Here is a 23,646-nt window from a genome sequence, read left to right as displayed (position 1 = left end):
TTTAATATATTCGTTTTATTGTTATTTTATCCTTTATTTACAATGATTTAGCTTTTTTTCTTTTGTGATTTGACTTCCATTTTATGTCAATGTTAGTCGTGTTTATTTATGCTTTCGACTACATTCCACAACTCACGCAGTAGGCTTATTAATTTTAAAAATAAATAATAAGACATTCCCTTTTGATCTTTTTAGGAGTGAGGGAGGCTTGGTTTGTATTGTTGTCAATACAGCCAATTAGCTGCGTGATATGAATAATATAATTATAATTTTAAGGAATGATGATGAACAAATGCTCAACAAAAACGCTATTTGCGTTGTCGTTAATAGCGGCTAGCACGGGTGTTTCTGCCCATGGTTATGTTTCTGAAACAAACGATGGTATTGCTGCTTCGCGTGCAGCTTTATGTAAATTTCCAACGTCTGATACTCAAGAAAAGAACACAAATTGTGGCTCTGTGCAGTGGGAACCACAAAGTGTTGAAGGCGACGACGGATTTCCTGAAAAAGGTCCTGCTGATGGCCAGATCGCAAGTGCAGGTTTACCGCAATTTTCAGAATTAAATGAACAAACGTCTGATCGTTGGGTAAAGCGTCCGATAACGGCAGGCCAACAAACGTTTGAGTGGACGTTTACGGCAAACCACGTAACTAAAACGTGGAAATATTACATGACAAAACAGAATTGGAATCAAAATGCTGTATTGACGCGTGACTCTTTTGATTTGACTCCATTCTGTGAACTTGAATACAACATGGAAAAGCCTCCTGTATATCCACAAACATTCTCTCATGACTGTGTTGTTCCTGAGCGTGAAGGTTATCAAGTGATCCTTGCGGTTTGGGATGTGGGCGATACCGCTGCGGCATTCTATAACGTAATCGATGTTAAATTTGAAGGTGACGGTGGTGTGGTTGATCCTACTTGGACTCAAGGCGGTCAAATTAATCCAACTCGTGATTTAAACGTGGGTGATGAGGTTTATACGCGTGTATTTGATGCATCTGGTGAGAACTCCGCATTATCAACACGTTTAGTTATTGATAACGCAACTCAAGGTCAAGCAAATAACTGGACTCATGCATTGGCAACTAAGATCAATCAAGAGCAATCAAATATTGGTGCTGGTCAGCTAAATGAAAAAGGTGAGTTTGTTCCTGTATATGGCTCAAACCCTGTATATTTGAAGACGGGCAGCGGCCTGAAGAATGTTGAGATTGGTTACCAAATTGAGACGCCTGAACCAACGTATGAGCTAGATATTCAAGGTCTAGAATCTATGTATATGATTGGTGATGAGGCGACTGAATTAGACCTTACTCTGTATGCAGTAGGTGATATGAATGTTGAGCTAACGGTATATAACCACGCAAGAGAAGCTCTGTCTAATGCTGTTGTTAATTTAAAAGATGGCGATGTTGAACCAGTAGTTATGACTTTATCTAAATCAGAAGAAGGTCATCACATGCTTATTTCTCGTATCAAAAATACGGAAGGCGAGCTAATTGAGCAAACAACATCTAATTTCCATTTGGTGGAAGAGCAAACTCCACCACCTGCAGGTGATTATGATTTTGTGTTCCCTGAAAACGTAAAAAATTACGAAGCAGGAACTAAAGTATTAGCAGAAGATGGTGCTATCTATCAATGTAAAGCATTCCCTTATTCTGGTTACTGTGTTCAGTGGTCAGAAACGGCAACGAACTTTGCACCTGGCGTTGGTTCTGACTGGCCATTGGCTTGGGATAAGATCTAACTAAAATAGATATCATTATTGGCCGTATTTTTTAATATGGGCAATTTTTGCAAAGAGGCTATATGAACTTACAAACTTCTTATGATCGTTTTAGTCAAATATTGCATTGGGTTATGGCTGTTATTATTATTTATGCCACCATCGCAGGCTATGTTATGCATTTGGTTATTAATAGCGATAAAGAATTGTTTTATACGTTATCAATTATGAATATGTCACTAGCAACGGTGGGAACCATGTTGTTTGTTGTTCGCTGGCTTTGGTCTTATTTTCGTCCGGCAGTTAAGGCAGTCAAACATAATAGTGTGACAGAAGCGAATATTGCACACTTTATGCATGCACTATTGTATTTCTTAATGTTCATTGTTTTTATTTCTGGTTATCTGATGTTAGAAAGTCCGTATCTATTTTTCTGGCTATTTAGTATTGATAATATGGTTGAAGAACTCGTGATTAATCAATTCTTTTTTATGGTTCATCGGGTGGGGTGTATTGCATTAGCGGGTAGTGTGATAATTCATATTATAGCGGCTTGCTACCATCATTATGTTCGAAAAAACAACCTGTTTGATAGAATGACAAAAAGTAATAAATCTTTGAAAATAATGTAATATGATCCAAGTATGCTGAATTAAAAGGTCTTTAGAAATAAAGGCCTTTTTTATTTTACTCGCATTAATCTATGCTCTACGTTATTAAGCATCAATACCACGATTTGAGATCGTTTCATCGCATCTACTTTTTCTATCATCTCAGAAGTATATTGTCTCTTTACCATCCATTGCATTGGCTCTTGAAAGTTATCTTCATTAATAATGAAAGATTCATCATTTAAGGTTCCTTCGTGAATGTTGATTACCCAAATGCGAGACTGAAATTCAATTACTTCACTAATTGCTGTTTTTATTTGATTTATGGAGTGAGCAATTGAGCGACGAAAATTCATAGCAGTCCTTTGGTTAGATATAGAAGGTGAAGAAAGAAGAGTGGGTAGAGTAGCGATAAAGAAAGTAAGGTACAATAGTGCATCATAAGTAAAATGAGATCATGAACAAAACCATGACTAAACTGCGATATTTACAAGGTTACCCTGAGCATATTTTGGCACAAGTTGAGCCTATGGTAGCGAATGGGAAGCTAGCGGAATGGGTGAAAAATAAATACCCAACCATGCATGACATTACGTCAGAAAAAGCATTGTTTGATTACACTCAAGCGTTAAAGAATAAGTACATTAAAAAGTCATCTCCTTTAAGCAAAGTGGTGTATGACCCTAAGATACATATAGTGAATAATGCGTTAGGCTTACATACGTTTGTTTCGCGTATTCATGGCAATAAATTGAAAGCGAAAAATGAGATACGTATTTCTAGCGTATTTCGTAAAGCGCCTGAGCCTTTATTGAAAATGCTTGTGGTGCATGAGTTAGCGCACATCAAAGAGAAGGATCATAACAAAGCGTTTTATGCATTGTGTTGCCATATGGAGCCTGATTATCATCAATTAGAATTTGATGCGCGTTTGTATTTAACGTATTTAGAAACGATATAGGTTTTCTTTTTTACTTAAAGGTCTGGGTGTCTATTTATCGATGCCCTGTGCTTTGCGTTCTTCTTCACATTCATAAGACGCCATTTCAAATTCACGGCATATCCACGGGCGATTTTCATAAATCGTACACATTAGCGTGTCGCGATCAACAGCGGCACACCAACCATCATCCAGTCGCAACATCACCTCGCTTCCCCACTCATCACGGTCTATGTACTCTTCTGGTACGCCAGTGTCTGTAATGATCATTACTTCTAATTTGCAGCAGCATGCTTGGCAGTTCTCACAAGTAATGCCAGAAGCCGTATTTGATGAGGCGGTCGTTAGTAGTGACTCTGTTGAAGATGATTCGGTAAGAACCGTAATATCAATGGCGTTGATGGTCATAGTTATCATTATTTTTATTAATGTTGAAACTTAGGGTAACTCACCTGAGTAGATATCACGAATAATAAAAATAATTTTTAGTGTTTAAAGTGAGGATATAGAGAGCAAGTGCCGTTAAATACGTGATGTAGCTCAAATGATTTTCTTAAGGGTAGAACCTTAAATGTAGTTCAACTGATACAATTAAAGATAGTGTTTTTTGGGAAAAAAATCACAAACCTAACTTTGATCACATTATGAGATAAATAGGTTTAACAAGTGCAATTGGCTTTGCTAAATATACGTCTGAAAGGTATGGATTTAGGAGGTTATTATGTCTATTAATTCTATTGATCACGGTGAAATCACCGATATGAAAGGCAAGTATGATCTTGCTGATGAAGTAGTAACAAATATTACAGAGTGTCAGAAAAAAGTAGCTGCACGTCGTCGTATTGAAGCAATGCGAGAAATTAGAGAAAGTGGTCTTACGCTAGAAGAAGCGAAAGACTTGGGCCTTATCCATTAATTATTGAGTTCTACCTTCATACCTTCACAGTGATATTATTAATGCGCCTACTTATGGCGCATTTTTGTTGCCGTAATATTTAACAGCCACTGTTCTCTATTGTAGAGTGTGTTGTTGTCGCTTCATTTTCTTGAGTGTAAAGAAAGTAGCATTTTCCATTTTTTAGTTCTTCAATGGAATCCGCAAAACCAATATAGGTTTTATTTTCATCAAATGATGCTAATAAGCTATCTTGAGGATTAATTAAAGCGATGATAGAGGTTGTATCGAGTTTTTGAGTCTTACTTGCGTGTTCTACCGATTTTTTTATTTTATCTAAAACTCTTACTTTAGATTGATGTTCAATGTTTGATAAGAAAAGCTTTGCAGCAATACCAAAAACAGCTAATACAATGAATATAATGATGAGGTTTCGAGTCGTGATTTGTTTATTATTTTGCATTATGGGCACTTAATGTCAGTAAGATTTTGATATTGAAGCATTATCGTTATATTACGAAATTAAGCCGAAAAAAATCTATTTATATTTAGGTAGTGATAATACTTTGATTATTCATTCATTATCAACGATTATGTGAACATAGTACCGCACTAATTGATAGATAAGACATTAATCGGTGTATTATAATTGAGAATCGTGATGGGGTTTCAAATTTGAGCTTTAAGTTATTTGTTTTATGAATGCCATTCTCGTTGATTTGGTTTTTGTGAATGGATTTTTGGGGCTAGAAAATTTCACAGTGAAGTATTAAACTTTATCCGTAATTAATTAAATTGAGCTTGTTATGAAAAACCTGTCACTACTGCCTCCAAAAGAGAAAAACGAAATTGAACTTGATAAACAAGCGGCGTTCTTTGTTTGGAAGGTAAAAAATGCAAAAGCAGGCCCAGACCTTTGGATAACAGAAGCAAATAAACTGGAAGATGAGGCTGAACGTCTCTTTTTTCAGCAATCTATTGAAAAATACAAGTCAAAAATGGGCGTAGTGTAAGGTTCCTTGATCTTTACTAGCGTATCACCTCAGTAATTTGGTAGAATCTGCCGATAATTTTAAGTCCACAATCAAAAAAGAGAGAATTCCGATGGGAAGAAGTTTTGAAGTGCGCAAGTCTTCAATGGCTAAAACACAAGGCGCAAAAATCAAAGTTTATTCTAAATACGGTAAAGAAATTTACATGTGTGCTAAGAATGGCGGTCCTGATCCAGACATGAACCTGTCTCTAAAACATCTTATTTCGAAAGCGAAAAAAGATCAGGTACCTACACACATCATTGATAAAGCGATTGATAAAGCGAACGGCGGCGGTGGTGAAGATTACCAACACGCACGTTACGAAGGTTTTGCTCCTGGTGGCGCAAGCGTAATCGTTGACTGTTTAACAGATAACGGCAACCGTACTTTCCAAGACGTTCGTCAATGTTTTGTTAAAACTGGTGCTAAAATTGGTAGCCCAGGCACAAGTGCTCATATGTTTGATCACCAAGCTGTATTCCAGTTTAAAGGTGACGATGAAGAAGCAGTACTTGAAGCATTAATGATGCAAGATGCTGACGTTACTGATATCGAGCTTGAAGATGGCGTGATTACTGTATTTGCTCCAAACACTGAGTTCTTTAAAGTGAAAACAGCATTGGCTGCTGAGTTCCCTGAATTAGTTGTTGATGTTGAAGAAATTACATTCGTTCCTCAAAACCCAATGGCGGTTACAGGCGAAGATGCTGAGAAATTCCAAAAATTCTTAGATCTACTAGACGATTGTGATGATGTACAACAAGTTTATCACAACGCAGAATTAGAAGATTAATAGCAACACTTCAATCTAGTCGATAAAAACCGAACCGTGTGTTCGGTTTTTTTATGGCTGTAATGCCAATTAAACTCATAATATTGTTATTTTTAAGTTGAATAAATTAGGCTTTGAAGGGTTATAGTAATCAAAGATTGAGTAATCTCTCAGTTGCTGTATCCTACAGCGCTCGCAGTTTTGCGCTTAATGAACATTGATAGAGTAAATTTTAGTATGGGTTTTACCTCTCTGGGCTTATCTGCCCCTATTTTAAAAGCTGTAGAAGCACAAGGTTACAGCACACCTTCACCAATCCAATTACAAGCTATTCCAGCGGTAATTGAAGGGAAGGATGTTATGGCAGCGGCTCAAACAGGTACAGGTAAAACAGCAGGCTTTACTCTTCCTCTTCTTGAGCGTTTATCAAAAGGTCCTACACGTAAGTTTAATCAAGTTCGTGCATTGGTATTAACACCAACACGTGAGCTTGCAGCACAAGTACACGAAAGTGTTGAGAAATACAGTGTAAACCTTCCATTAACGTCTGATGTAGTATTTGGTGGTGTGAAAGCAAACCCTCAAATGCAACGTCTTCGTAAAGGAGTGGACGTATTGGTTGCAACGCCTGGTCGTTTATTAGATCTTGCAAACCAGAACGCGATTAAATTCGATCAATTAGAAATCCTTGTATTGGATGAAGCAGACCGTATGTTGGATATGGGCTTTATTCATGACATTAAAAAAATCTTAGCTAAATTACCTAAGAATCGTCAAAATCTGCTGTTCTCAGCAACATTTTCTGATGACATTCGTCAGTTAGCAAAAGGGCTTGTAAATAACCCTGTAGAGATTTCGGTAGCAACACGTAATACAACAGCAGAAACGGTTGAGCAATCGGTGTACGTTGTTGATAAAACGAAAAAAGCCCGCGTTCTTACTAAGCTAATTAAAGACAATGATTGGAAACAAGTATTGGTTTTCAGTAAAACTAAACATGGTGCAAACCGTTTAGCGAAGACGCTTGAAGAAAAAGGCATTAGCTCTGCAGCGATCCATGGTAATAAGAGTCAAGGTGCACGTACTAAAGCATTAGCTAACTTCAAAAGTGGTCAGGTTCGAGTATTAGTGGCGACTGATATTGCGGCTCGTGGTTTAGATATTGAGCAATTACCTCAAGTCATTAATGTTGATTTACCAAAAGTGCCTGAAGATTACGTTCACCGTATTGGTCGTACTGGTCGTGCTGGTGCAACGGGTAAAGCAGTTTCTTTTGTGAGTGAAGATGAAGCAAAAGAGTTATTCGCGATTGAACGTCTAATTCAAAAAGTATTACCTCGTCATACGCTTGAAGGTTTTGAACCGACATTAAAAGTACCTGAATCTCGATTAGATACTCGCCCGATTAAAGCGAAAAAACCAAAGAAAGCGAAAGCACCAAGACAAGACCATAAAGATGGTCAGCGTTCTGGTGAAAACCGCAGTGGTCACAGACAAGGGGCTAAGCCAGCTCCAAGACGTAATACAGAGAATAAAGAAGGCGGAGCTGCTAAGAAAGAGGGCGGTAATAATAAGAAGCGTCCTATTGATGGCGGTAAGCCAACTAGCTCTGGTAAACCAAAGTCAAAAGGCAATGGTGAAAACCGTGGTAATGGCAGTAACTTCTCTAAGCCAAAAGCGGATGGAACAAAACCACGCCGTCAGGGGCCACGTCCAGCACGTAAACCTCAATCACAAAAATAGTGGCAAATAGGTCATAGAATTCAAAAGCCAGCTAAATTAGCTAATGCCGATCAGTTAAGAAATTTTCCAGATCATTTGACTGATCGTTAAAAACCTTCAAAATCCGATATTGGGTAACCAATATCGGATTTTTTATGCTGCCTAGCTATCCTTTTATTTTGGTCGTATCAAAACCTAAGTATTTTTGGGCAGATTACGCATATATTTCAATTATCTTTTTCATCCTAATTATTTCGTTTGTCATTGCGTTATTAATGAAAAATACGGTTTTATTATCTAAAGTACTTTCTCAGAATGACCATTATTTTAAACTCGCTCTTTATGATGAATTTGTCATGCTCTTACCTAATAAAAATGGTCAAGAAGCGGAGCGATATATTAATGCTTTATTAGAAAAAATAAGAATGATACGGGTTGATACATCATTAGGTGAAATATGTATATCAAGCAGTATCGGTATTTCTGAAGTCCGTTCTCCTAAGGAATCAATCGCTAAGTGGTTAGATAGGACAGATAAAGCGCTCTACGAAGCTAAAAATCAAGGCCGAAATTGTGTTGTTTTGAAGGTTTCTTCTTAATTTATAGAGATAAGTGAAATAAACGTATTTATCTTGCTTTTCTATATTTAAAATTAGGATATGTAATTGTCTTTATTACTATGCAATTTTCATTAGAAAAACTAATCCAAATAGCATAAAAAATCTCTCCTGAAAGAAGGCTGAATTTGGTTGCCTGTTTCAGCTAATCACCTTATTATCCGTCTCATTATAGAGAGCCACTTCGCTCTCTTTTCTTTTTTAAATTTTGTAATTAATTCACTTAACTTATCTTATTAATATTTTGCTGTTTTTCGGAGAGCAGTCATGCAAAAGTCGTATTCACTTGCGACGTTCAGTTTCCTGATCGTTATTTTAGTTGCTGTTGGTCAAATGAGCCAAACTATGTATGTGCCGTCTATTGGTTACATGGCAAGTGAATTCAAAGTAAGTCCTGCATCATTACAAGCAGTTATGGCTGTGTATTTAATTCCTTATGGTTTATCACAGTTTTTCTATGGCCCAATTTCTGATCGTATTGGTCGCCGTGTTGTCATTTTATCAGGCCTAACTCTCTATATTGCAGGGACATTACTTGCTTTATTTGCTCATGATTACACATTATTCTTGGTAGGTTGCTTTGTTCAAGGTTTAGGTATTGGTGCCGCTGGGGTTATGTGTCGCACGATCCCTCGTGATTGCTTCTCTGGTGAAGAGTTGCATAGAACAAACAGCATCATCAGTATGTGTATGATGTTTTCTCCATTATTGGCTCCTGTATTGGGTGGTTATTTAACAGAGGCGTTTGGCTGGCGTTCAAGCTACTTGTTCTTGGCTTTGTTCAGTATTGCGGTATTGATTATAATGACAACGTCAATGAAAGAAACGTTGCCACTAGAAGTTCGCCGTAAAGAGCCAGTATGGAAGAGTTACCGTCATGTGTTGTCTGAGCATCGTTTCCAAGGGTATTTAATTTGCTTAGTTGCAACGTTTGCTGGTGTGGCTGTATTTGAAGCGGCGGCGGGTGTGCTATTAGGTGGGAAGCTTAAACTGCCAGCAACAACCGTCAGCATTTTGTTTATTTTGCCTATTCCTGGTTACTTAGCGGGTGCGGCATTATCAAGCGTCATTGCAAAGCGTTGGTCTGAGAAGAAATCATTAGATGTAGGGTTGGTATCTATTGTTCTTGGTGCTGCGATTGTTCTTGTTCCTGGCATTATGGGACTAACAACAGCGTCAACATTGATTGGTGGTGCAGTATTATACTTTTTAGGTGCGGGTATTCTATTTCCTGCGGCTACGACTGGTGCGTTATCTCCTTTTCCACAGCATGCGGGAACGGCTGGTGCGCTATTGGGTGGAATGCAGAACTTAGGTGCAGGCTTAGCTACAATGGTTGCATCAATGATCCCAGCTAACAGCCAAATGCCAGTAGGACTGATTATGTTTTTAATGTCATTGCTTGCGGTATATGGATTACGTAAAGTACACTCAATTCCGCCATCAAGCGAAATGCCATTAGCGGTATAAATAGTATTCAGATAGTTAGCGCTAGAACATCGCGTAATTAAAAAGGCCGAGTAGAAGCTATCTACTCGGCCTTTTTGTTATAACCTCAGCAAAGCGATTTACGTATTCGCTGAGGTTACATATATTATGTATGGTATTAACCGCGCATACGGCTTACACGGAATGTACGTCCTTTCATTTTACCTGTTGCGATCTTATCCAGGGCAGCTTTAGCTATTGAGCTATGAACAGCAACATAAGCGTGGAAATCAAACACGTTGATCTTGCCTACTTTCTTGCCATCAACGCCGTCTTTACCGGTTAATGCACCAAGAATATCACCAGGACGTAGTTTGTTTTTCTTACCACCATCAATCCAAAGCGTTACCATTTGTGGGTAGTGAGGACGCTCATTTAGGTAATCCTCACTTGGTAGCGGCTCATCATTAATAGTGATGCTCATGTAGTCTTCAATTTGAGCAAAGCTGTTAGTTTCTTTGTTATTGAATAAGCTTAATGCGATGCCTTTTTTACCAGCACGGCCAGTACGACCGATACGGTGAACATGAACTTCAGGATCACGAGATAATTCGAAGTTGATTACTGCATCTAGAGATTCGATATCAAGACCACGAGCTGCAACATCAGTAGCAACTAGGATAGAGGTACTCTTGTTAGCAAAACGAACTAACGCTTTATCACGGTCACGTTGTTCTAAATCACCGTGAAGTGCAGTTACGCTGAAATCAAAGTGACGAAGCTCGTCAGCCACTTCTTGAGTAACACGTTTTGTATTACAGAAGATAACCGTCGATTCTGGGCGGTGTTTAAGCAGTAAGATTTGAAGTGCTTTCAAGCGATCTTCAAAATCGTCTACTTTGTAGAAATGCTGCTCAATAGAAGTATTTTCTACTTTATCTTCTGCTTTTGCCATGATCGGATCATTCATGATGCGATCAGCAATAGATTTTATTTGTGGTGGGAACGTCGCACTGAACAGTAAGTTTTGACGCTTAGCTGGTGCGTGATCCAGTACCATATCAATTGCGTCTTGGAAGCCCATTTCTAACATACGGTCAGCTTCATCTAGTACAAACGTATTTAGGTTGTCTAGGTTTAAGTAACCTTTACGTAGGTGTTCTTCTACACGACCAGGGGTACCAACGATGATATGAGCGCCGTGCTCAAGTGAGCCGATTTGTGGACCAAATGGAACGCCACCGCACAAAGTCAGTACTTTAATATTATGGATAGAGCGAGCAAGCTTACGGATCTCTACCGCAACTTGGTCAGCCAATTCACGCGTAGGACAAAGAACCAGAGATTGAACGCGAAAACGTTTTACATCTAGGTTAGCGAGTAGGCCTAAACCAAACGCTGCTGTTTTACCTGAACCCGTTTTCCCTTGGGCAATGACATCTTTCCCTTTCAGCATGAATGGTAAGCTTTGAGCTTGAATTGGTGTCATCTCGTTGTAGCCTAAAGTTTCTAGGTTTTGAAGAAGAGATGGGTTCAGATCTAATGATGAGAAAGATGTTTGGCTCAAGGTGATTTCCTATAAACAAGTAGAAGCAAGGTAAGAATTACCTAATGGATGGCAGAGTAATAAGAAGAGGGCTAAAAAGCAAGTTAGATCACGTTTTTTCTGTTTATAAAAGCAGCAAATAAAGGGAGCAGAGTAAATTTCTAATCAGAAGTGTTTTATTAGGGGGATTAATGCTTATTGCTTGAGTAGAATGGCACTAAATAAGAATGGTTATTATTTAAACGACAGGCGTTAAAACAATGAAAATTTAGATAAATAAATGAATATATTATCATTAGCATTGATTTTACAAATTTATTACCTATGTTATATTCCGGCACGAAATAAAGTTTTCCCCAAAATATAGGAAGAGTATGAGGAAAAGAAGCGCATTTGTGTATAGCTCAATGATCATTGGATTCCTTATCTTTTTTCTTTCTGCATTATATATTTACAACGCTTATAAAAGTGATCGAGTTAGAGTGATTGATCGTCTTCACTTTAATGCGAGCTTTGTCGATCTTTGGTTAACGAAATCTTTTTACGACTCATCCCTTGTCTTAGAGGATATGGTTGCTGATCTTTCTTTCAGTGGTCTGCATTCGGCAGATAATAATCCTCAAGATTACCAACGTGAACTTTATTATCTTAGAGAAAAAGAAGAAGCACTCCCTAACGCAACCAGTGCTTTTATTATCAATCAAGACTGTCTGTTAACTCACAGCAAGGCTTTTACTAATATTGATTTATCTCAACGAGAATATTGTAGAGTACTTAAAGGGCATCCAGAAAAAACAACAGTAGTAACTTTACCTTTCACTGATTTGGCGGAGAGAAATGTTGTCGTTCAAGGCCATAAAATAACAAACGAAAACAACGATTTTTTAGGAATGGTAGGTATATCGACCAATTTAACTTTTTTTAATTCGACTATTAGCCAATTGGACTTACCTTCTTCTATTGGCATTGCGATTCTAAGTTCTAATCTTAAATTGTTGTCCTCAGTGCCAAAAGGAAATGAGCGTATTGGTAAAAGGATTAATGCTGCAAAGATTAAACCTGAAGTTTTGGAAGCGCTTTACCAACATGGTGAAGTCGTTTTTAATTCAGATATTTATAATGATGGCAATATAGATACAATTTACGCTCGTAAAATTAAAGATCTTCCTTTCATTATTGTCGTAACAAAGCAGCAAGATTATTTACGAACCATGATGTCGGTTTCTTTACTTACCATCGTGGGTTGTTTCTTTGTCATTATTGGTCTTTTATTGTTTAATTTACATTACGTGAAACGAGCAAAAGAACAAAAAGAGAAATATTCAGAGTTGGCGTATTATGATTACCTTACTGGAGTCAACAACCGTCGCTCTTTTGATTTAAAAGCGTCGCAGGTTCTTGCTACTTATCGCCGTAAAAGAAAGCCTTTCTCTATTATCATGTGCGATATTGATAATTTTAAAGAATATAATGATCAATACGGTCATGAAGTAGGGGATATTATGATCACCGCTTTTGCTGAGGCGTGTTTAAATAATTTACGTGATTCAGATATCTTGGGCCGTTTTGGTGGTGATGAGTTTGTGATTTTAGTTCCTGAGCAAAATGGCACTCAAGCGCTTGTCGTGGCTAAAAAGCTTCAAGAAGTCGTTCGAGAGATCTCTGTTTTGATTGATGATACTGAGCTAACAATGACTTGCAGTATGGGGGTGAGTACTATTACGGGCCCTAAAATGACGATTCAAGAGTTGCTTAGTATTGCTGATAATCGCTTATATGAGGCGAAAGAATCTGGTCGCAACTGTGTGCGATGCGATTCAAAAACAAACTGTACTGATAACTATTTGCATTTGTAAGTTTGGTTCGTTACTCTAACGGCCCTTTTTGCTGTAGGATAACGTGCCATTTTTATGTCAAATAATGATACCTTTGAGTTACTTTTTTCGTTGTCTAAACAAGTAACTCCCTATTTATCTGGACAACTTTCATCACAAGTTTCTATGGATGATGAATATAATATCCATATTTCTCGTGATAATAGTAACGTTATTGAAGCGCTTTATGAGCGTTTATCTCAAGATTCAGAAGAAGCAGGTAATGCATATTGGCTAACTCGAACATGGGATTTACTTTGTTGGCAGCCAATCTATATTAGTTTTATTTCTGTTTATCAACTTCACGCCATTCCTGATATTCAAAACATGAGCCAATTGGTTCAATCTAACTTCATTGCAGGGTTCACATTCCACGATTCAGAATTGACGTTTGGCTCACCTGAAGAGATTGTTCCTGATGTCGCTTTACAATTAATGTCACTATTTGATTCGTACCGAGAGGCGATCTCTCTTTGGACTCGTATTCGTCCGGGGTTTACAAATCACCTACTTGCTGATGGCTTATTAAATTGCATTCTTAAACTACAGACGTTTCAATCGGAATTATCCAATGAGTATTTAATGGCGCAGGCTGAGTTATGGTTAAACGCTTTTAATCTACCTAATAAGCATTTATCAAGTTTAAAAGTGGACCTTGTTAGTAACCAGTTGAAACTCGTTCGTACCAGTTGTTGTCTGGTGTATAAATGCAATGGCAGAAAGTTGTGCGATGATTGTCCGCGTCACCCAGATAATAAAGGGTTATAAGGTTATTTTTCCATTTCGATTACCTCTGTTATTTGTGGTTTCATAAAAGCAATCACTAAAATGACACTGGAAAATAGAACACAAACATAGATAGGATAAATAGGCGAGAGTGTGGAGGTATAAGCCAATAATGACGCAATGCCGTAACCTAATGTGTGTGACATAGAAATATAACCTGCAACAATTCCTGGATTGTTAGGATTCATTGCCGTGGCTTTTGATGTATAAGCAGGTACGAGTAAAGCAGCTCCACACGCACTGATCGCCATTGCTATACCTATAGCCCAAATATTATCAATTAGAAAGCAAAGAAAACCAGTCAATAATAAGAGTGAACCGAGTTGGTGCATGGCTGACAATTGAAGTTTTTTCTTTTTAACGACAGTAATCTGGGTCGTGAGTGTGACGGCTGCGCTGATAGTGAGTAATAACCCTATTGCATCACTTATTTTATCTGTACTCCAATGCGTCATACTTTCAATTAATGGTGAGAAGCTGTACTGCAATAATGCAATAGTTAAACAAAGTGATAAACCAGTCAGTAAATAAGGCATCAAATTTAGATTCGGGATAAAAGAATGCGTAGTGGTGATATTGGGTATTGGTTTTTCTATCATTGCAGGGGTTGGCAAGAAAGTTGCGATTAGCAGAGCTAGAAAAGGAAAAATTACCATCATAGCTAATGGAGAGAAGGGACCTAGCTTTAATAAAACAATCGATAATACAGGACCAAGAAGGCGACCTAGACTAAGCCCAATACTGACAGATGTGATGGCTTTCAATCTGTTATTTTCACCGCAAATAAGAATCGCCCAGTGCTGGCTTGCGGGAACCATTCCTGCGACGGTACAACCATAAATTATTCTTGCTAGTACTAAACCAATTAACCAATAGTGTGCTTCTTCTGGGTGCTGACCACTTAGAAATGCAAAAGAGAGCAAGAGTAAAAAGCTGGCGCTCATGCCACAAAGCGCCTGTAATACTACATTTTTAGGCCCTTTTTTATCACTGTACCTTCCCCAAAATGGCGCAGCGGGTAAGAATAAAAAGCTACCGATCGCAATAACGATGGACCAAGTAGGAAGAGGGAAGGCGGAGTGACTGACTAAAAAGGGTAAAGAGACTAATAAGCCATTTTGTCCAATCCCCATTAATGCAGCAATTAACCCTATGATCATTAATTGAATTTTTGAATTGTGTATTCTTGTGAAGAGAGTCATTCGAACTTCCTGTTTGAATTTATGAATCTCACGTATCCTACTTTTATTTTATGAGAATAAAAACAATTATCATTATTATTTCTTTGTGTTAAAGTTCTGCGCATTACTCACTGACTGGATAATTAGTTTACCTTATGTACCAACTTGTTGATACGTCGTTTGAAATTGACGGAAAGAAGATCCTCCATGCGACTAATTTATTTTTCCCTAAAGGAAAAGTGACAACGTTACTTGGGCATAATGGGTGTGGGAAATCTACATTAGTTAAATTACTTAGTCGTCAAAATACACCCACGGCAGGGAAGGTTCTTTTTAATGACAAAGCCGTTAATCTCTTATCTCATCAAGAATTTGCTCTTAATGTTGCCTACCTTCCCCAGCACCCGCCCATAACTGATGGTGTTACTGTTCGTGAACTTGTCTGTTTTGGTCGTTATCCATGGAAAGGGGCACTTGGACGATACAGTAAGCAAGATTATCAATTAGTTGATGATGCAATAGAAAAAGTAGGATTAACCTTATTCCGTGATCGTTTTGTCGCTACCTTATCAGGTGGAGAGCGTCAAAGAGCTTGGGTTGCCATGTTATTAGCTCAGCAAAGTCAGTGCATTCTACTTGATGAACCCACTTCTGCACTGGATGTTGCTCATCAATATGAGTTATTAACGTTAATCCGAGATTTAAATAAAACATTAGGGCTGACGGTCATTATGGTATTGCATGATGTCAATATGGCAGCCAAATTTAGTGATTATCTCATCGCATTACATTCAGGTGATGTTATTGCTCAAGGCGCTCCTGAGTGTTTAATGAATAAAGACACATTACAACAAATCTATGGAATGGAATTAGCGTTATTTCCTCATCCTGAAACCGGTCAACCGATCAGCTATATCCCGTAACCCTCAGTAATTGTTTAAATAAGAAAGGCAAGGAAGAAAGATGAATAAGATTTTTGGTGTGATAATGATGTGCTGTATTTCATCGGTAAAGGCAATGGAGATTAAGCATGAATTAGGGTTGGTTCAGTTAGCAAAAACACCAGAAAAAGTGATTACACTTGATTGGACATTAACAGAAACGACATTAAGCTTAGGAGTTAATCCTATTGGTATTACTGATGTGCAAGGCTATCAATCATGGGTTACAAAGCCAGAATTGGATGATTCTGTACTCGATGTTGGTTCAAGAAGTGAACCTAATTTAGAGTTAATTACAGAGTTGAAACCGGATGTTATTTTGATCAGTCAATATATGTTACCGATGTACGATAAACTGAATGCGATTGCTCCAACATTGGTTTATACGGTTTACAATAATAAAAAAATGCCTTTAGTTTCAGCAAAAGAGATAACGCTTCAGCTTGGTTATTTATTGGATAAAGAGCAACAAGCTCAAGACGTGATAGCAAAGACAGAGCAGAGACTAAGTGAGAATGGCGATAAAATCCATCGTCTTCAAACAAATAATAAACCGTTTCTTTTTATTCGCTTTATTAATGATAGAACCGTACGAATCCACAGTGATGGTTCATTAGCTCAAGCGACGATAAATGAAATGGGGTTAGTTAACGCATGGCATGAAGCGACGAATATGTGGGGGTTTACCACCGCAGGACTTGAAGCGTTAGCACGGCATCAGCAATCAAACGTATTGATCTTCGGTCCATTAAAAGAGGCAGAAAAGAAGCAATTAACCCAATCAGCATTATGGCAAGCAATGGCTTTTTCTAGAACGGATTCGGTATATGAACTTCCTGCTATCTGGACATTTGGTGGATTAATTTCAGCGCAACGCTTTAGTGACAATATTACCCAACAACTTACTCAATAAGCGTAAAAAAGTCGTTATGTTGATATCAAATCATTCCCCAGATTTACCGCGGCAAGCCATGAAAATCCGTATTGGCTTTGTAACATTATTAATCATGTCTATTTTAGGCTTATTACAATGGACTGCACCTTATTCTCAAGGTGTCGGTTTATTATGGCAAACCGTGTTTCATTATGATTCATCAAATTACCAACATTTAATTACTCACCTTACCTATCTTCCGCGTCTTGCTATTGCTTTGCTGTGTGGGTTTGCTCTTGCTGTTGCTGGTTGTGTGATGCAGTTTGTATTACGTAATCCTATTGCTTCACCTACCACTCTTGGGGTGGCTGCGGGGGCTGAGTTAGGTATGGTTATTGGGATCTTATTTTTACCAGTAAATAGCATGATTAGCGGGTTTATTCCTGCATTTTTAGGGGGCGGTTTTGCTACGGGTCTGGTGTTTTTACTGTCAGCTAAGCGTGGCTTTTCACCGGTTCACATGGTGCTATCTGGTATGGTGATCAGCTTATTTTTTGGTTCACTAAACACCATGTTATTGCTATTAAATGAACAACAATTAGCGAGTGTGTTTGTTTGGGGGGCAGGGACGTTAAATCAAAATGGTTGGTCGAGTGTGAAAACACTGCTTCCATTAATTATATTGCCAATTTTGGCTCTTTTATTACTTTCAAGGTCTTTATCCGCACTGCAATTAGGTGATCAAGTGTCGGCATCAATCGGCATTAATACTAAACAAATTAAGGTGATTTCACTGACGTTGGGGATATTTATTACAGCCGCGGTTGTGAGCGAAGTTGGTTTAATTGGTTTTGTTGGAATTGTCGCTCCTGCTATTGCTCGTATGTGTGGAGCAAGAAAACTGATATCACAGATTATTGTCAGTGGTGTGACTGGTAGCGTGATGTTATTACTTGCCGATTTGGTTATTCAACCATTTTCAGGCGTTGGAGGTGAATTATTACCAACCGGTGCAATGACGGCGTTATTAGGGGCTCCATTTCTTCTTTGGTTGTTAAATCGGAAAGTTTTTCAATCGGATATGAAAATCAGAGAAACAGCTCAAGTGGGTTACAAATATAGGCCATTACAGAAGATAGTATTGTCTTTATCTGCTCTGGTTGCTGTCTTGTTTATTATCGCTGTGTTTGTTGGTAAAGGGCAAACTGGATGGGTGCTTTCGCTAAATTCATCGATAGTTGAATTACGTCTCCCGCGAGTGTTTGTATCATTTTTAGCTGGCGTAGGACTCGCTATTGCTGGGACTGTCATTCAACGAGTATCTACCAACCCAATGGCAAGCCCTGAGATTTTAGGCATCAGTTCAGGGGCAGCATTGGCACTGGTGCTCGGAGCTATGTTTGGCGTTGCAACGGAAAGACATGAACAAATGTTATTGGGTACTGTGGGGGCATTATCTGTCACTGGTATTATTTGGCTGATGGGAAGAAAACAAAATTTTGCACCTGCTCAAATGTTATTAACGGGAATCGCCTTGAGTGCGGGTCTAGATGCTTTTTTACGTATTGCTATGTCATCAGGCCAAGATAATATAATGGCGCTATTAACATGGCTTTCCGGCTCTACCTACTTAGTTAGTATGAGTGATGTTTATCTGTTAGGTATAGGAGTTACGCTATTTTTTATCGTAGCGATGCGAAGTCACCGATGGCTAGATATTATTGGTTTAGGCGAAATAACGTCGGCCAGTGTCGGATTGCATTGCCGTAAAGTAAGAGTGTGTTTATTGCTTCTTGTTGCTGCATTAACCACCCTGTGTACCATTGTAATTGGCCCACTCAGTTTTATTGGCTTGTTAGCACCACACATGGCTCGCTCTCTTCATCAATATCGAGCCTCTCACCAGCTATTAACGGCTTGTTTATTAGGAGGATGTTTAATGATTGTTGCCGATTGGGTTGGTAGAACGGTGTGGTTTCCATGGCAATTTCCGGCAGGTTTATTAGCATCATTACTTGGTGGAATGTATTTTTTATATTTAATGAGGAAGTAATACCCTTATCTTAATTGTTGATAAATAAGTACTTATCGTTTTGTTACCTATAAAGTTACATAAATATAAAGCATGGGTTCAAGAAATTTATATATTTTATAAATTTCATAAAAAGTAGTTGATCATTTTAATGAGAATTATTAGCATTCGCATCTGTTAATTGAAAACAATGGAGGTGTTATGAAAACGAATGATCAATTAGACTACATAATAAACGGCGGTAATGACGTTCCTGCAGCCTGTTTTCTTAATTCTTTGGCACGAGAATGTTCTGCAATCCAAATTGTTGAAAATCAATATGATGCTTATTATTTAATTCCATTAGGAAGTAAATATGAGATACATATTCCGTTGAGCTATGTCTCTTCGGTTGGTTTGCATGAATACTGCTTCCCTGCTGTTTTATATGCAGAAGAGGTCGTTGCTATTGGCTTTGAAGAAATATTACGTCGAGTTTTAGATCAGCCAGCATTAGTAGGTGTTATCTCTGAAGAGCAGAAAGATGTCTTCAGAGATCGAGTGACTGAGAGCTATACAAACACCTATACAGGAGTTAGCAGAAGCCCTTATGCAGAGAGGTTATTTTTAGATGCGCTTAATTTTCAGCAAGCGGAACAGGGCCTATTGGTCGGGCATTCTTTTCATCCTGCACCAAAAAGCAGAGAACAATTCAGTACTGAAGATGCCAAAACATATTCTCCAGAGCTCGGCGGTGAGTTCTCCCTTCTTTGGTTAGCGGTTAATCATTCTATTCTTATTTCTGGTTCTTCAGGAGACCAGACTGCAGCTGAGAGATTGGATGAATTAGTCTTTAAAGATCAGTTACTGACGTTAGCGATCAGTGGGGGTATTAATAAAGACGAAAGTGTATTCCCTGTTCACCCATGGCAATGGACAGTGTTGCAAGAGCAAGAAGACATTCAAGCTTATCTAGAGGCGGGACTAATCAGAAAGCTAGGTTCATTAGGTGCAACTTGGTACCCAACGTCATCAACTCGCTCGCTTTATTCTCCGACATTGCCTTATATGTTGAAGTTTTCACTCAGTGTAAAACTAACGAATTCTATTCGTAATCTATCACTTAAAGAAGTGGTAAGAGGCACCAGATTAAATCAATTGTTTACAGACACAGAAATCAGTGCTGAATTAGGTAATGAACAAGGTTTTCAAGTCATGCAAGAGCCTAGTTATCTTGGTTTAATGAATCGAAATGGCGATGTGATAGATGAGAGTCTTGTGGCGTTTCGTGATAATCCATTAAGTGAAAAACCGGAAGAAGAGGCGGTGGTGTTAGCGACATTAACCCAGCAAAACCCTTATGGCGGCGAGAGTTTGTTAGCGAAAAGAATCAAAGATTACGCTGATTCAAGTCGACAGTCGTTATCTCAAGTTGCTCAACAGTGGTTTAGCGCCTATTGTCAATATGCCGTTGTTCCATTATTTACTCTTCAAGCGAATTATGGCGTTGTCTTTTTAGCTCATCAGCAGAATATTGTTATGCAGTTAAAAAGAGGGTTTCCTATTGGTATGTACTATCGTGATTGTCAAGGAACAGGATACACTGATTTGGCGTTCGAACGTTTTCCTGAAGCATTAAATCAAACCAAGCAAGATATTGAAAACTATTGGAATAATGACAAAGTCCGTCGTTATTTTGCTTATTACCTCATTATCAATTCAACATTCAATGTTATTGCGTCTATCGCTGCTTATTGTAATGTCAGTGAAAAGACTTTAGTGAAAGAGCTGCGTAAACAATTGGAAGTATTGAGGGATAAAGGCGTTAGAGATCAACAATGTTTAAATTATGTATTAGACAGTGAAGCCTTGTGTTGTAAAGGCAACTTCTATTGTTATTTACAGAACATGAATGAGAATTCAATTCTTGATCCTGCCGTTATCTATTTTGATTTACCTAACCCATTAGTTCATGTAAAGGATGCTATGAATGTTTAATTATAAGACGCTACTCTTAAGCTTAAATTCTAATCCAACCATTGCGATTACATTATCAAAACAGGATGTTGAAGACTCATCGCTTATTGCTCAATGTTTAAAAGAAATTGATCACATATTTAGTACGAATAAGGCGATTAATGAGCTTATTATTGAGTCAGAAATACCAAGTCAGTTAACTCAGTCTTTGCCGTCACTTTATAAGAACAGCTTGTTGCGTCAATGCTTTTATCAACAAACACAACCGTGGCATTTTCATACCCCTTCGACGTTATTCCCTTGGGTAGAGGTGCAATCACTGTTGCAATATCGACATCACCCTGTTCGTCCTGAAATGCCAACAGGTAAGGTATATCAACGTTATGATCATAATATTGATGCGGAAATTAGCTTTAGATTGTTTGATCTCGATAAAGATATTGAGCGTTTTACCGCTTGGATGAATGATCCTAGAGTCGCTAATTTTTGGGAGCAAGCGTGGAGTTATGAAAAGCTTGCCGAATTTATTAAAGAACGTTTGAGTGATGATCATATTATTCCGCTAATTGGTGAGTTTAATGGCGAACCTTTTGGTTATGTTGAAGCGTATTGGGTTAGTGAAGATAGGTTAAGCCCTTATTATGATGTTCAGCCTTATGATCGAGGTATCCATCTTTTAGTGGGTGAGCAGGCGTTTCGAGGTCCTGATTATTTCAATTGTTGGATGAGGGCAATTAGTCATTATTTGTTTGTGGATGACGTAAGAACCCAACGCATTGTTTTAGAGCCGAGAGCGGATAACCAACGTTTATTCAATCGTATTCAAGAGATTGGGTATAAGAAATGTTTCGAGTTTAATTTTCCTCATAAGCGGTCTGCATTAATGATGCTTGAACGAAAAGCCTTTTTTACGGAGCAATACTGATGGACCAAATAGCATTACATGCTCACTGGCCTGCGGTTAATCGTAAAATGGTGGCGAAGCTAATTAGTGAGTTGGCGTATGAACAAGCGTTTAAAATTGAAGAAAATAATAACGAGTTTTCGTTCACTCTCTCTCAAGGTGTTGGGTATTACTTCTCTGGTAAACGCAACATTTGGGGGCAAATTGTAATCATTCCTACGTCATTAGAGCGTAGAACGAATGGGAGTCCGTCAGAGATAACAGCAACGCAATTTATGCGTGATATTCAATGCTTAATTGGTATCGATGATGATGTATTAGCAGAGCACTTTGAAGACCTGAATGCTACGTTACTTGGCGATTGCAAACTTGCATTACGTAAAGTGAATATGTCGGCGAAAGAACTTGCTTTTTTGTCGTGTGAGCAGCAACAGCTTTTGTTTGATGGGCATCCTAAGTTTGCTTTTAATAAAGGGCGAAGAGGGTGGGGAAGTGATGATCTCGCATTATATGCGCCAGAATCTGAGCGTGCTTTTCAATTAAGTTGGGTTGCTGTGCATCATTCCATTTTACAGAAAGCAACAAACCATAAAGTAGAGTGGGAAGAGTTAATCGAATCAGCCGTTAATGAAACTGAATTGTATGAAATGGATGCATTACTTTCGTCATTTAATGTAGATATCAGTGATTATATTTATGTCCCTGTTCATCCTTGGCAGTGGCGTCAAAAGTTATCGATATTATTCGCACGAGAAATGGCAGAGAAAACGCTGATCTATTTAGGTGAGTTCGGTGATGAATTTCTGCCTCAGTTGTCAATTCGAACATTGAGTAATACCACAAGACCAGATAGCTATGACATTAAGTTACCTTTAACCATTATGAATACATCTTGTTACCGAGGTATTCCGGGGCGCTATATTTTAGCGGGTCCAATGGCGTCTGATTGGCTTGACTCCATCTTTAAGTCAGACGAGTTGTTTATTGATAAGCAAGCAGAAATACTGCAAGAACCTGCGGCGGGTTTTGTCGCTCAATCAGATTATAAGTTATTGGTTGATGCTCCATATCGTTATCATGAGTTACTTGGTGTGATATGGCGAGAATCGGCTCAGTCTAAGCTTTCTAATAATGAAACGGCCATTTTAATGGCAGCCTTGATGGAGTCGGATGAAGAGGGGACTCCATTAATTTCTGAATACATTAGTGCTTCAAGGTTATCAATAGAAGAGTGGTTAACTAAGCTCTTTGATGCAGTGGTTATTCCTTATTATCACTTACTTTGTAAATACGGAGTTTCTTTAATTGCTCATGGTCAAAATGTGACGTTAGTGATGGAAGATGCTCAACCAAAACGAATTTTATTAAAAGATTTTCAAGGAGATATGCGTTTCATTGCCCGAGACATTCCAGAGCAAGAAGGGCTAGCTCCTTTGATAAAAGAGGTCACGGTCTCTTTACCTGAAGAGCTGATTATTCATGATTTACAAACTGGACATTTTGTTACGGTACTTCGCTTTATTTCACCATTGGTTGAAACACTAGGATTACCTGAAACGAAGTTTTATCAATTACTTGGGTTACGAATTAAAGCGTATGTGGAAGCATATCCTGACTATCAAGATAGATTTGAGCGTTTAGATCTGTTTAAACCAAAGATATTACGAATTGGGCTTAATCTCGCTAAGTTTAGGCACAGTACGGATTCTAGTGCATCCCGCATGCTTCCAGATATGGATGATCAATTAGATAACCCCTTATTTAAGGCATCAAATAACACGAATATTAAATAAATAA

Annotated in this window: 22 protein-coding genes; 17 read left to right on the top strand and 5 right to left on the bottom strand. The window is 38.2% G+C overall.

Annotated elements, in window-relative coordinates; all coding sequences use genetic code 11:
• Positions 1-284: 284 nt before the first annotated feature.
• Complete coding sequence (gbpA, locus tag AC2IP4_RS15745; RefSeq protein ID WP_375320159.1) at positions 285-1,757, top strand: N-acetylglucosamine-binding protein GbpA; 1,473 nt, start codon at positions 285-287, stop codon at positions 1,755-1,757.
• 62 nt (positions 1,758-1,819) lie between these two features.
• A complete protein-coding gene (locus tag AC2IP4_RS15740) occupies positions 1,820-2,368 on the top strand; it encodes a cytochrome b (RefSeq protein ID WP_486311106.1) in 549 nt (182 codons plus the stop codon).
• Between the two features lie 50 nt (positions 2,369-2,418).
• Here the strand turns inward: AC2IP4_RS15740 and AC2IP4_RS15735 are convergent, their stop codons facing one another.
• Positions 2,419-2,703: a hypothetical protein gene (locus tag AC2IP4_RS15735; protein WP_105056396.1), complete on the bottom strand. Its 285-nt coding sequence runs from the start codon at positions 2,701-2,703 to the stop codon at positions 2,419-2,421.
• Positions 2,704-2,816: 113 nt separating this feature from the next.
• Between AC2IP4_RS15735 and AC2IP4_RS15730 the strand changes: the two genes are divergently transcribed.
• Positions 2,817-3,308: a M48 metallopeptidase family protein gene (locus AC2IP4_RS15730; RefSeq protein WP_105056593.1), complete on the top strand. Its 492-nt coding sequence runs from the start codon at positions 2,817-2,819 to the stop codon at positions 3,306-3,308.
• Between the two features lie 30 nt (positions 3,309-3,338).
• On the opposite strand, the gene AC2IP4_RS15725 is transcribed toward AC2IP4_RS15730, so the two are convergent.
• On the bottom strand, positions 3,339-3,695 hold the full coding sequence (locus tag AC2IP4_RS15725) for a YkgJ family cysteine cluster protein (protein WP_258132680.1): 357 nt from the start codon (positions 3,693-3,695) through the stop codon (positions 3,339-3,341).
• A 313-nt stretch (positions 3,696-4,008) separates the two neighbouring features.
• Here AC2IP4_RS15725 and AC2IP4_RS15720 point away from each other — a divergent pair, with 313 nt between their 5' ends.
• Complete coding sequence (locus AC2IP4_RS15720; RefSeq protein WP_375320161.1) at positions 4,009-4,203, top strand: hypothetical protein; 195 nt, start codon at positions 4,009-4,011, stop codon at positions 4,201-4,203.
• Between the two features lie 79 nt (positions 4,204-4,282).
• On the opposite strand, the gene AC2IP4_RS15715 is transcribed toward AC2IP4_RS15720, so the two are convergent.
• Entirely contained in the window at positions 4,283-4,645 is a 363-nt protein-coding gene (locus AC2IP4_RS15715) for a pilus assembly protein PilA (RefSeq protein WP_486311105.1), read from the bottom strand.
• 343 nt (positions 4,646-4,988) lie between these two features.
• On the opposite strand from AC2IP4_RS15715, the gene AC2IP4_RS15710 reads away from it, so the two are divergent.
• The 5 genes from AC2IP4_RS15710 (at position 4,989) to emrD (ending at position 9,797) form a co-directional block, all read left to right on the top strand.
• The gene (locus AC2IP4_RS15710) at positions 4,989-5,195 is read left to right on the top strand and encodes a DUF3283 family protein (RefSeq protein WP_375320163.1); all 207 of its coding nucleotides are present in this window, start codon (positions 4,989-4,991) and stop codon (positions 5,193-5,195) included.
• Positions 5,196-5,286: 91 nt separating this feature from the next.
• Entirely contained in the window at positions 5,287-6,009 is a 723-nt protein-coding gene (locus tag AC2IP4_RS15705) for a YebC/PmpR family DNA-binding transcriptional regulator (RefSeq protein WP_105056393.1), read from the top strand.
• Positions 6,010-6,225: 216 nt separating this feature from the next.
• Positions 6,226-7,731, top strand: coding sequence for a DEAD/DEAH box helicase (locus AC2IP4_RS15700; protein WP_486311104.1), 1,506 nt, complete (start codon positions 6,226-6,228; stop codon positions 7,729-7,731).
• Positions 7,732-7,865: 134 nt separating this feature from the next.
• On the top strand, positions 7,866-8,309 hold the full coding sequence (locus AC2IP4_RS15695; RefSeq protein ID WP_486307696.1) for a diguanylate cyclase domain-containing protein: 444 nt from the start codon (positions 7,866-7,868) through the stop codon (positions 8,307-8,309).
• Positions 8,310-8,594: 285 nt separating this feature from the next.
• Complete coding sequence (gene emrD, locus AC2IP4_RS15690; RefSeq protein WP_375320166.1) at positions 8,595-9,797, top strand: multidrug efflux MFS transporter EmrD; 1,203 nt, start codon at positions 8,595-8,597, stop codon at positions 9,795-9,797.
• Positions 9,798-9,933: 136 nt separating this feature from the next.
• Here the strand turns inward: emrD and dbpA are convergent, their stop codons facing one another.
• Positions 9,934-11,322: an ATP-dependent RNA helicase DbpA gene (gene dbpA, locus AC2IP4_RS15685; RefSeq protein WP_486311103.1), complete on the bottom strand. Its 1,389-nt coding sequence runs from the start codon at positions 11,320-11,322 to the stop codon at positions 9,934-9,936.
• Positions 11,323-11,675: 353 nt separating this feature from the next.
• Here dbpA and AC2IP4_RS15680 point away from each other — a divergent pair, with 353 nt between their 5' ends.
• Together AC2IP4_RS15680 and AC2IP4_RS15675 are read left to right on the top strand one after the other, a co-directional pair.
• Entirely contained in the window at positions 11,676-13,157 is a 1,482-nt protein-coding gene (locus AC2IP4_RS15680; protein WP_486311102.1) for a sensor domain-containing diguanylate cyclase, read from the top strand.
• A 54-nt stretch (positions 13,158-13,211) separates the two neighbouring features.
• Positions 13,212-13,943, top strand: coding sequence for a siderophore ferric iron reductase (locus tag AC2IP4_RS15675; protein WP_486311101.1), 732 nt, complete (start codon positions 13,212-13,214; stop codon positions 13,941-13,943).
• A 2-nt stretch (positions 13,944-13,945) separates the two neighbouring features.
• Here the strand turns inward: AC2IP4_RS15675 and AC2IP4_RS15670 are convergent, their stop codons facing one another.
• Complete coding sequence (locus AC2IP4_RS15670) at positions 13,946-15,163, bottom strand: MFS transporter (protein WP_486311100.1); 1,218 nt, start codon at positions 15,161-15,163, stop codon at positions 13,946-13,948.
• Between the two features lie 134 nt (positions 15,164-15,297).
• Between AC2IP4_RS15670 and AC2IP4_RS15665 the strand changes: the two genes are divergently transcribed.
• The 6 genes from AC2IP4_RS15665 (at position 15,298) to AC2IP4_RS15640 (ending at position 23,642) form a co-directional block, all read left to right on the top strand.
• A complete protein-coding gene (locus tag AC2IP4_RS15665; protein ID WP_486311099.1) occupies positions 15,298-16,065 on the top strand; it encodes an ATP-binding cassette domain-containing protein in 768 nt (255 codons plus the stop codon).
• A 40-nt stretch (positions 16,066-16,105) separates the two neighbouring features.
• Complete coding sequence (locus tag AC2IP4_RS15660; RefSeq protein WP_375320170.1) at positions 16,106-16,996, top strand: iron-siderophore ABC transporter substrate-binding protein; 891 nt, start codon at positions 16,106-16,108, stop codon at positions 16,994-16,996.
• Between the two features lie 58 nt (positions 16,997-17,054).
• A complete protein-coding gene (gene fhuB / locus AC2IP4_RS15655; RefSeq protein WP_375320171.1) occupies positions 17,055-19,010 on the top strand; it encodes a Fe(3+)-hydroxamate ABC transporter permease FhuB in 1,956 nt (651 codons plus the stop codon).
• A gap of 180 nt (positions 19,011-19,190) precedes the next feature.
• A complete protein-coding gene (locus AC2IP4_RS15650) occupies positions 19,191-20,966 on the top strand; it encodes an IucA/IucC family protein (RefSeq protein ID WP_486311098.1) in 1,776 nt (591 codons plus the stop codon).
• Positions 20,959-21,870: a GNAT family N-acetyltransferase gene (locus tag AC2IP4_RS15645; protein WP_486311097.1), complete on the top strand. Its 912-nt coding sequence runs from the start codon at positions 20,959-20,961 to the stop codon at positions 21,868-21,870. The genes AC2IP4_RS15650 and AC2IP4_RS15645 overlap by 8 nt, the downstream gene beginning before the upstream one ends.
• Entirely contained in the window at positions 21,870-23,642 is a 1,773-nt protein-coding gene (locus tag AC2IP4_RS15640) for an IucA/IucC family protein (RefSeq protein ID WP_486311096.1), read from the top strand. Before AC2IP4_RS15645 ends, AC2IP4_RS15640 begins: the two co-directional genes overlap by 1 nt.
• Positions 23,643-23,646 lie beyond the last annotated feature (4 nt).

This window comes from Aliivibrio thorii (assembly GCF_057368585.1).
This window is presented reverse-complemented; position numbering and strand designations above follow the sequence as displayed.

Excerpts from the sequence above, each read along its gene's own strand:
- gbpA (WP_375320159.1), top strand. The coding sequence starts at position 285 with ATGAACAAATGCTCAACAAAAACGCTATTTGCGTTGTCGTTAATAGCG.
- AC2IP4_RS15740 (WP_486311106.1), top strand. The coding sequence starts at position 1,820 with ATGAACTTACAAACTTCTTATGATCGTTTTAGTCAAATATTGCATTGG.
- AC2IP4_RS15735 (WP_105056396.1), bottom strand. The coding sequence starts at position 2,703 with ATGAATTTTCGTCGCTCAATTGCTCACTCCATAAATCAAATAAAAACA.
- AC2IP4_RS15730 (WP_105056593.1), top strand. The coding sequence starts at position 2,817 with ATGACTAAACTGCGATATTTACAAGGTTACCCTGAGCATATTTTGGCA.
- AC2IP4_RS15725 (WP_258132680.1), bottom strand. The coding sequence starts at position 3,695 with ATGACCATCAACGCCATTGATATTACGGTTCTTACCGAATCATCTTCA.
- AC2IP4_RS15720 (WP_375320161.1), top strand. The coding sequence starts at position 4,009 with ATGTCTATTAATTCTATTGATCACGGTGAAATCACCGATATGAAAGGC.
- AC2IP4_RS15715 (WP_486311105.1), bottom strand. The coding sequence starts at position 4,645 with ATGCAAAATAATAAACAAATCACGACTCGAAACCTCATCATTATATTC.
- AC2IP4_RS15710 (WP_375320163.1), top strand. The coding sequence starts at position 4,989 with ATGAAAAACCTGTCACTACTGCCTCCAAAAGAGAAAAACGAAATTGAA.
- AC2IP4_RS15705 (WP_105056393.1), top strand. The coding sequence starts at position 5,287 with ATGGGAAGAAGTTTTGAAGTGCGCAAGTCTTCAATGGCTAAAACACAA.
- AC2IP4_RS15700 (WP_486311104.1), top strand. The coding sequence starts at position 6,226 with ATGGGTTTTACCTCTCTGGGCTTATCTGCCCCTATTTTAAAAGCTGTA.
- AC2IP4_RS15695 (WP_486307696.1), top strand. The coding sequence starts at position 7,866 with ATGCTGCCTAGCTATCCTTTTATTTTGGTCGTATCAAAACCTAAGTAT.
- emrD (WP_375320166.1), top strand. The coding sequence starts at position 8,595 with ATGCAAAAGTCGTATTCACTTGCGACGTTCAGTTTCCTGATCGTTATT.
- AC2IP4_RS15680 (WP_486311102.1), top strand. The coding sequence starts at position 11,676 with ATGAGGAAAAGAAGCGCATTTGTGTATAGCTCAATGATCATTGGATTC.
- AC2IP4_RS15675 (WP_486311101.1), top strand. The coding sequence starts at position 13,212 with ATGTCAAATAATGATACCTTTGAGTTACTTTTTTCGTTGTCTAAACAA.
- AC2IP4_RS15670 (WP_486311100.1), bottom strand. The coding sequence starts at position 15,163 with ATGACTCTCTTCACAAGAATACACAATTCAAAAATTCAATTAATGATC.
- AC2IP4_RS15665 (WP_486311099.1), top strand. The coding sequence starts at position 15,298 with ATGTACCAACTTGTTGATACGTCGTTTGAAATTGACGGAAAGAAGATC.
- AC2IP4_RS15660 (WP_375320170.1), top strand. The coding sequence starts at position 16,106 with ATGAATAAGATTTTTGGTGTGATAATGATGTGCTGTATTTCATCGGTA.
- fhuB (WP_375320171.1), top strand. The coding sequence starts at position 17,055 with ATGAAAATCCGTATTGGCTTTGTAACATTATTAATCATGTCTATTTTA.
- AC2IP4_RS15650 (WP_486311098.1), top strand. The coding sequence starts at position 19,191 with ATGAAAACGAATGATCAATTAGACTACATAATAAACGGCGGTAATGAC.
- AC2IP4_RS15645 (WP_486311097.1), top strand. The coding sequence starts at position 20,959 with ATGTTTAATTATAAGACGCTACTCTTAAGCTTAAATTCTAATCCAACC.
- AC2IP4_RS15640 (WP_486311096.1), top strand. The coding sequence starts at position 21,870 with ATGGACCAAATAGCATTACATGCTCACTGGCCTGCGGTTAATCGTAAA.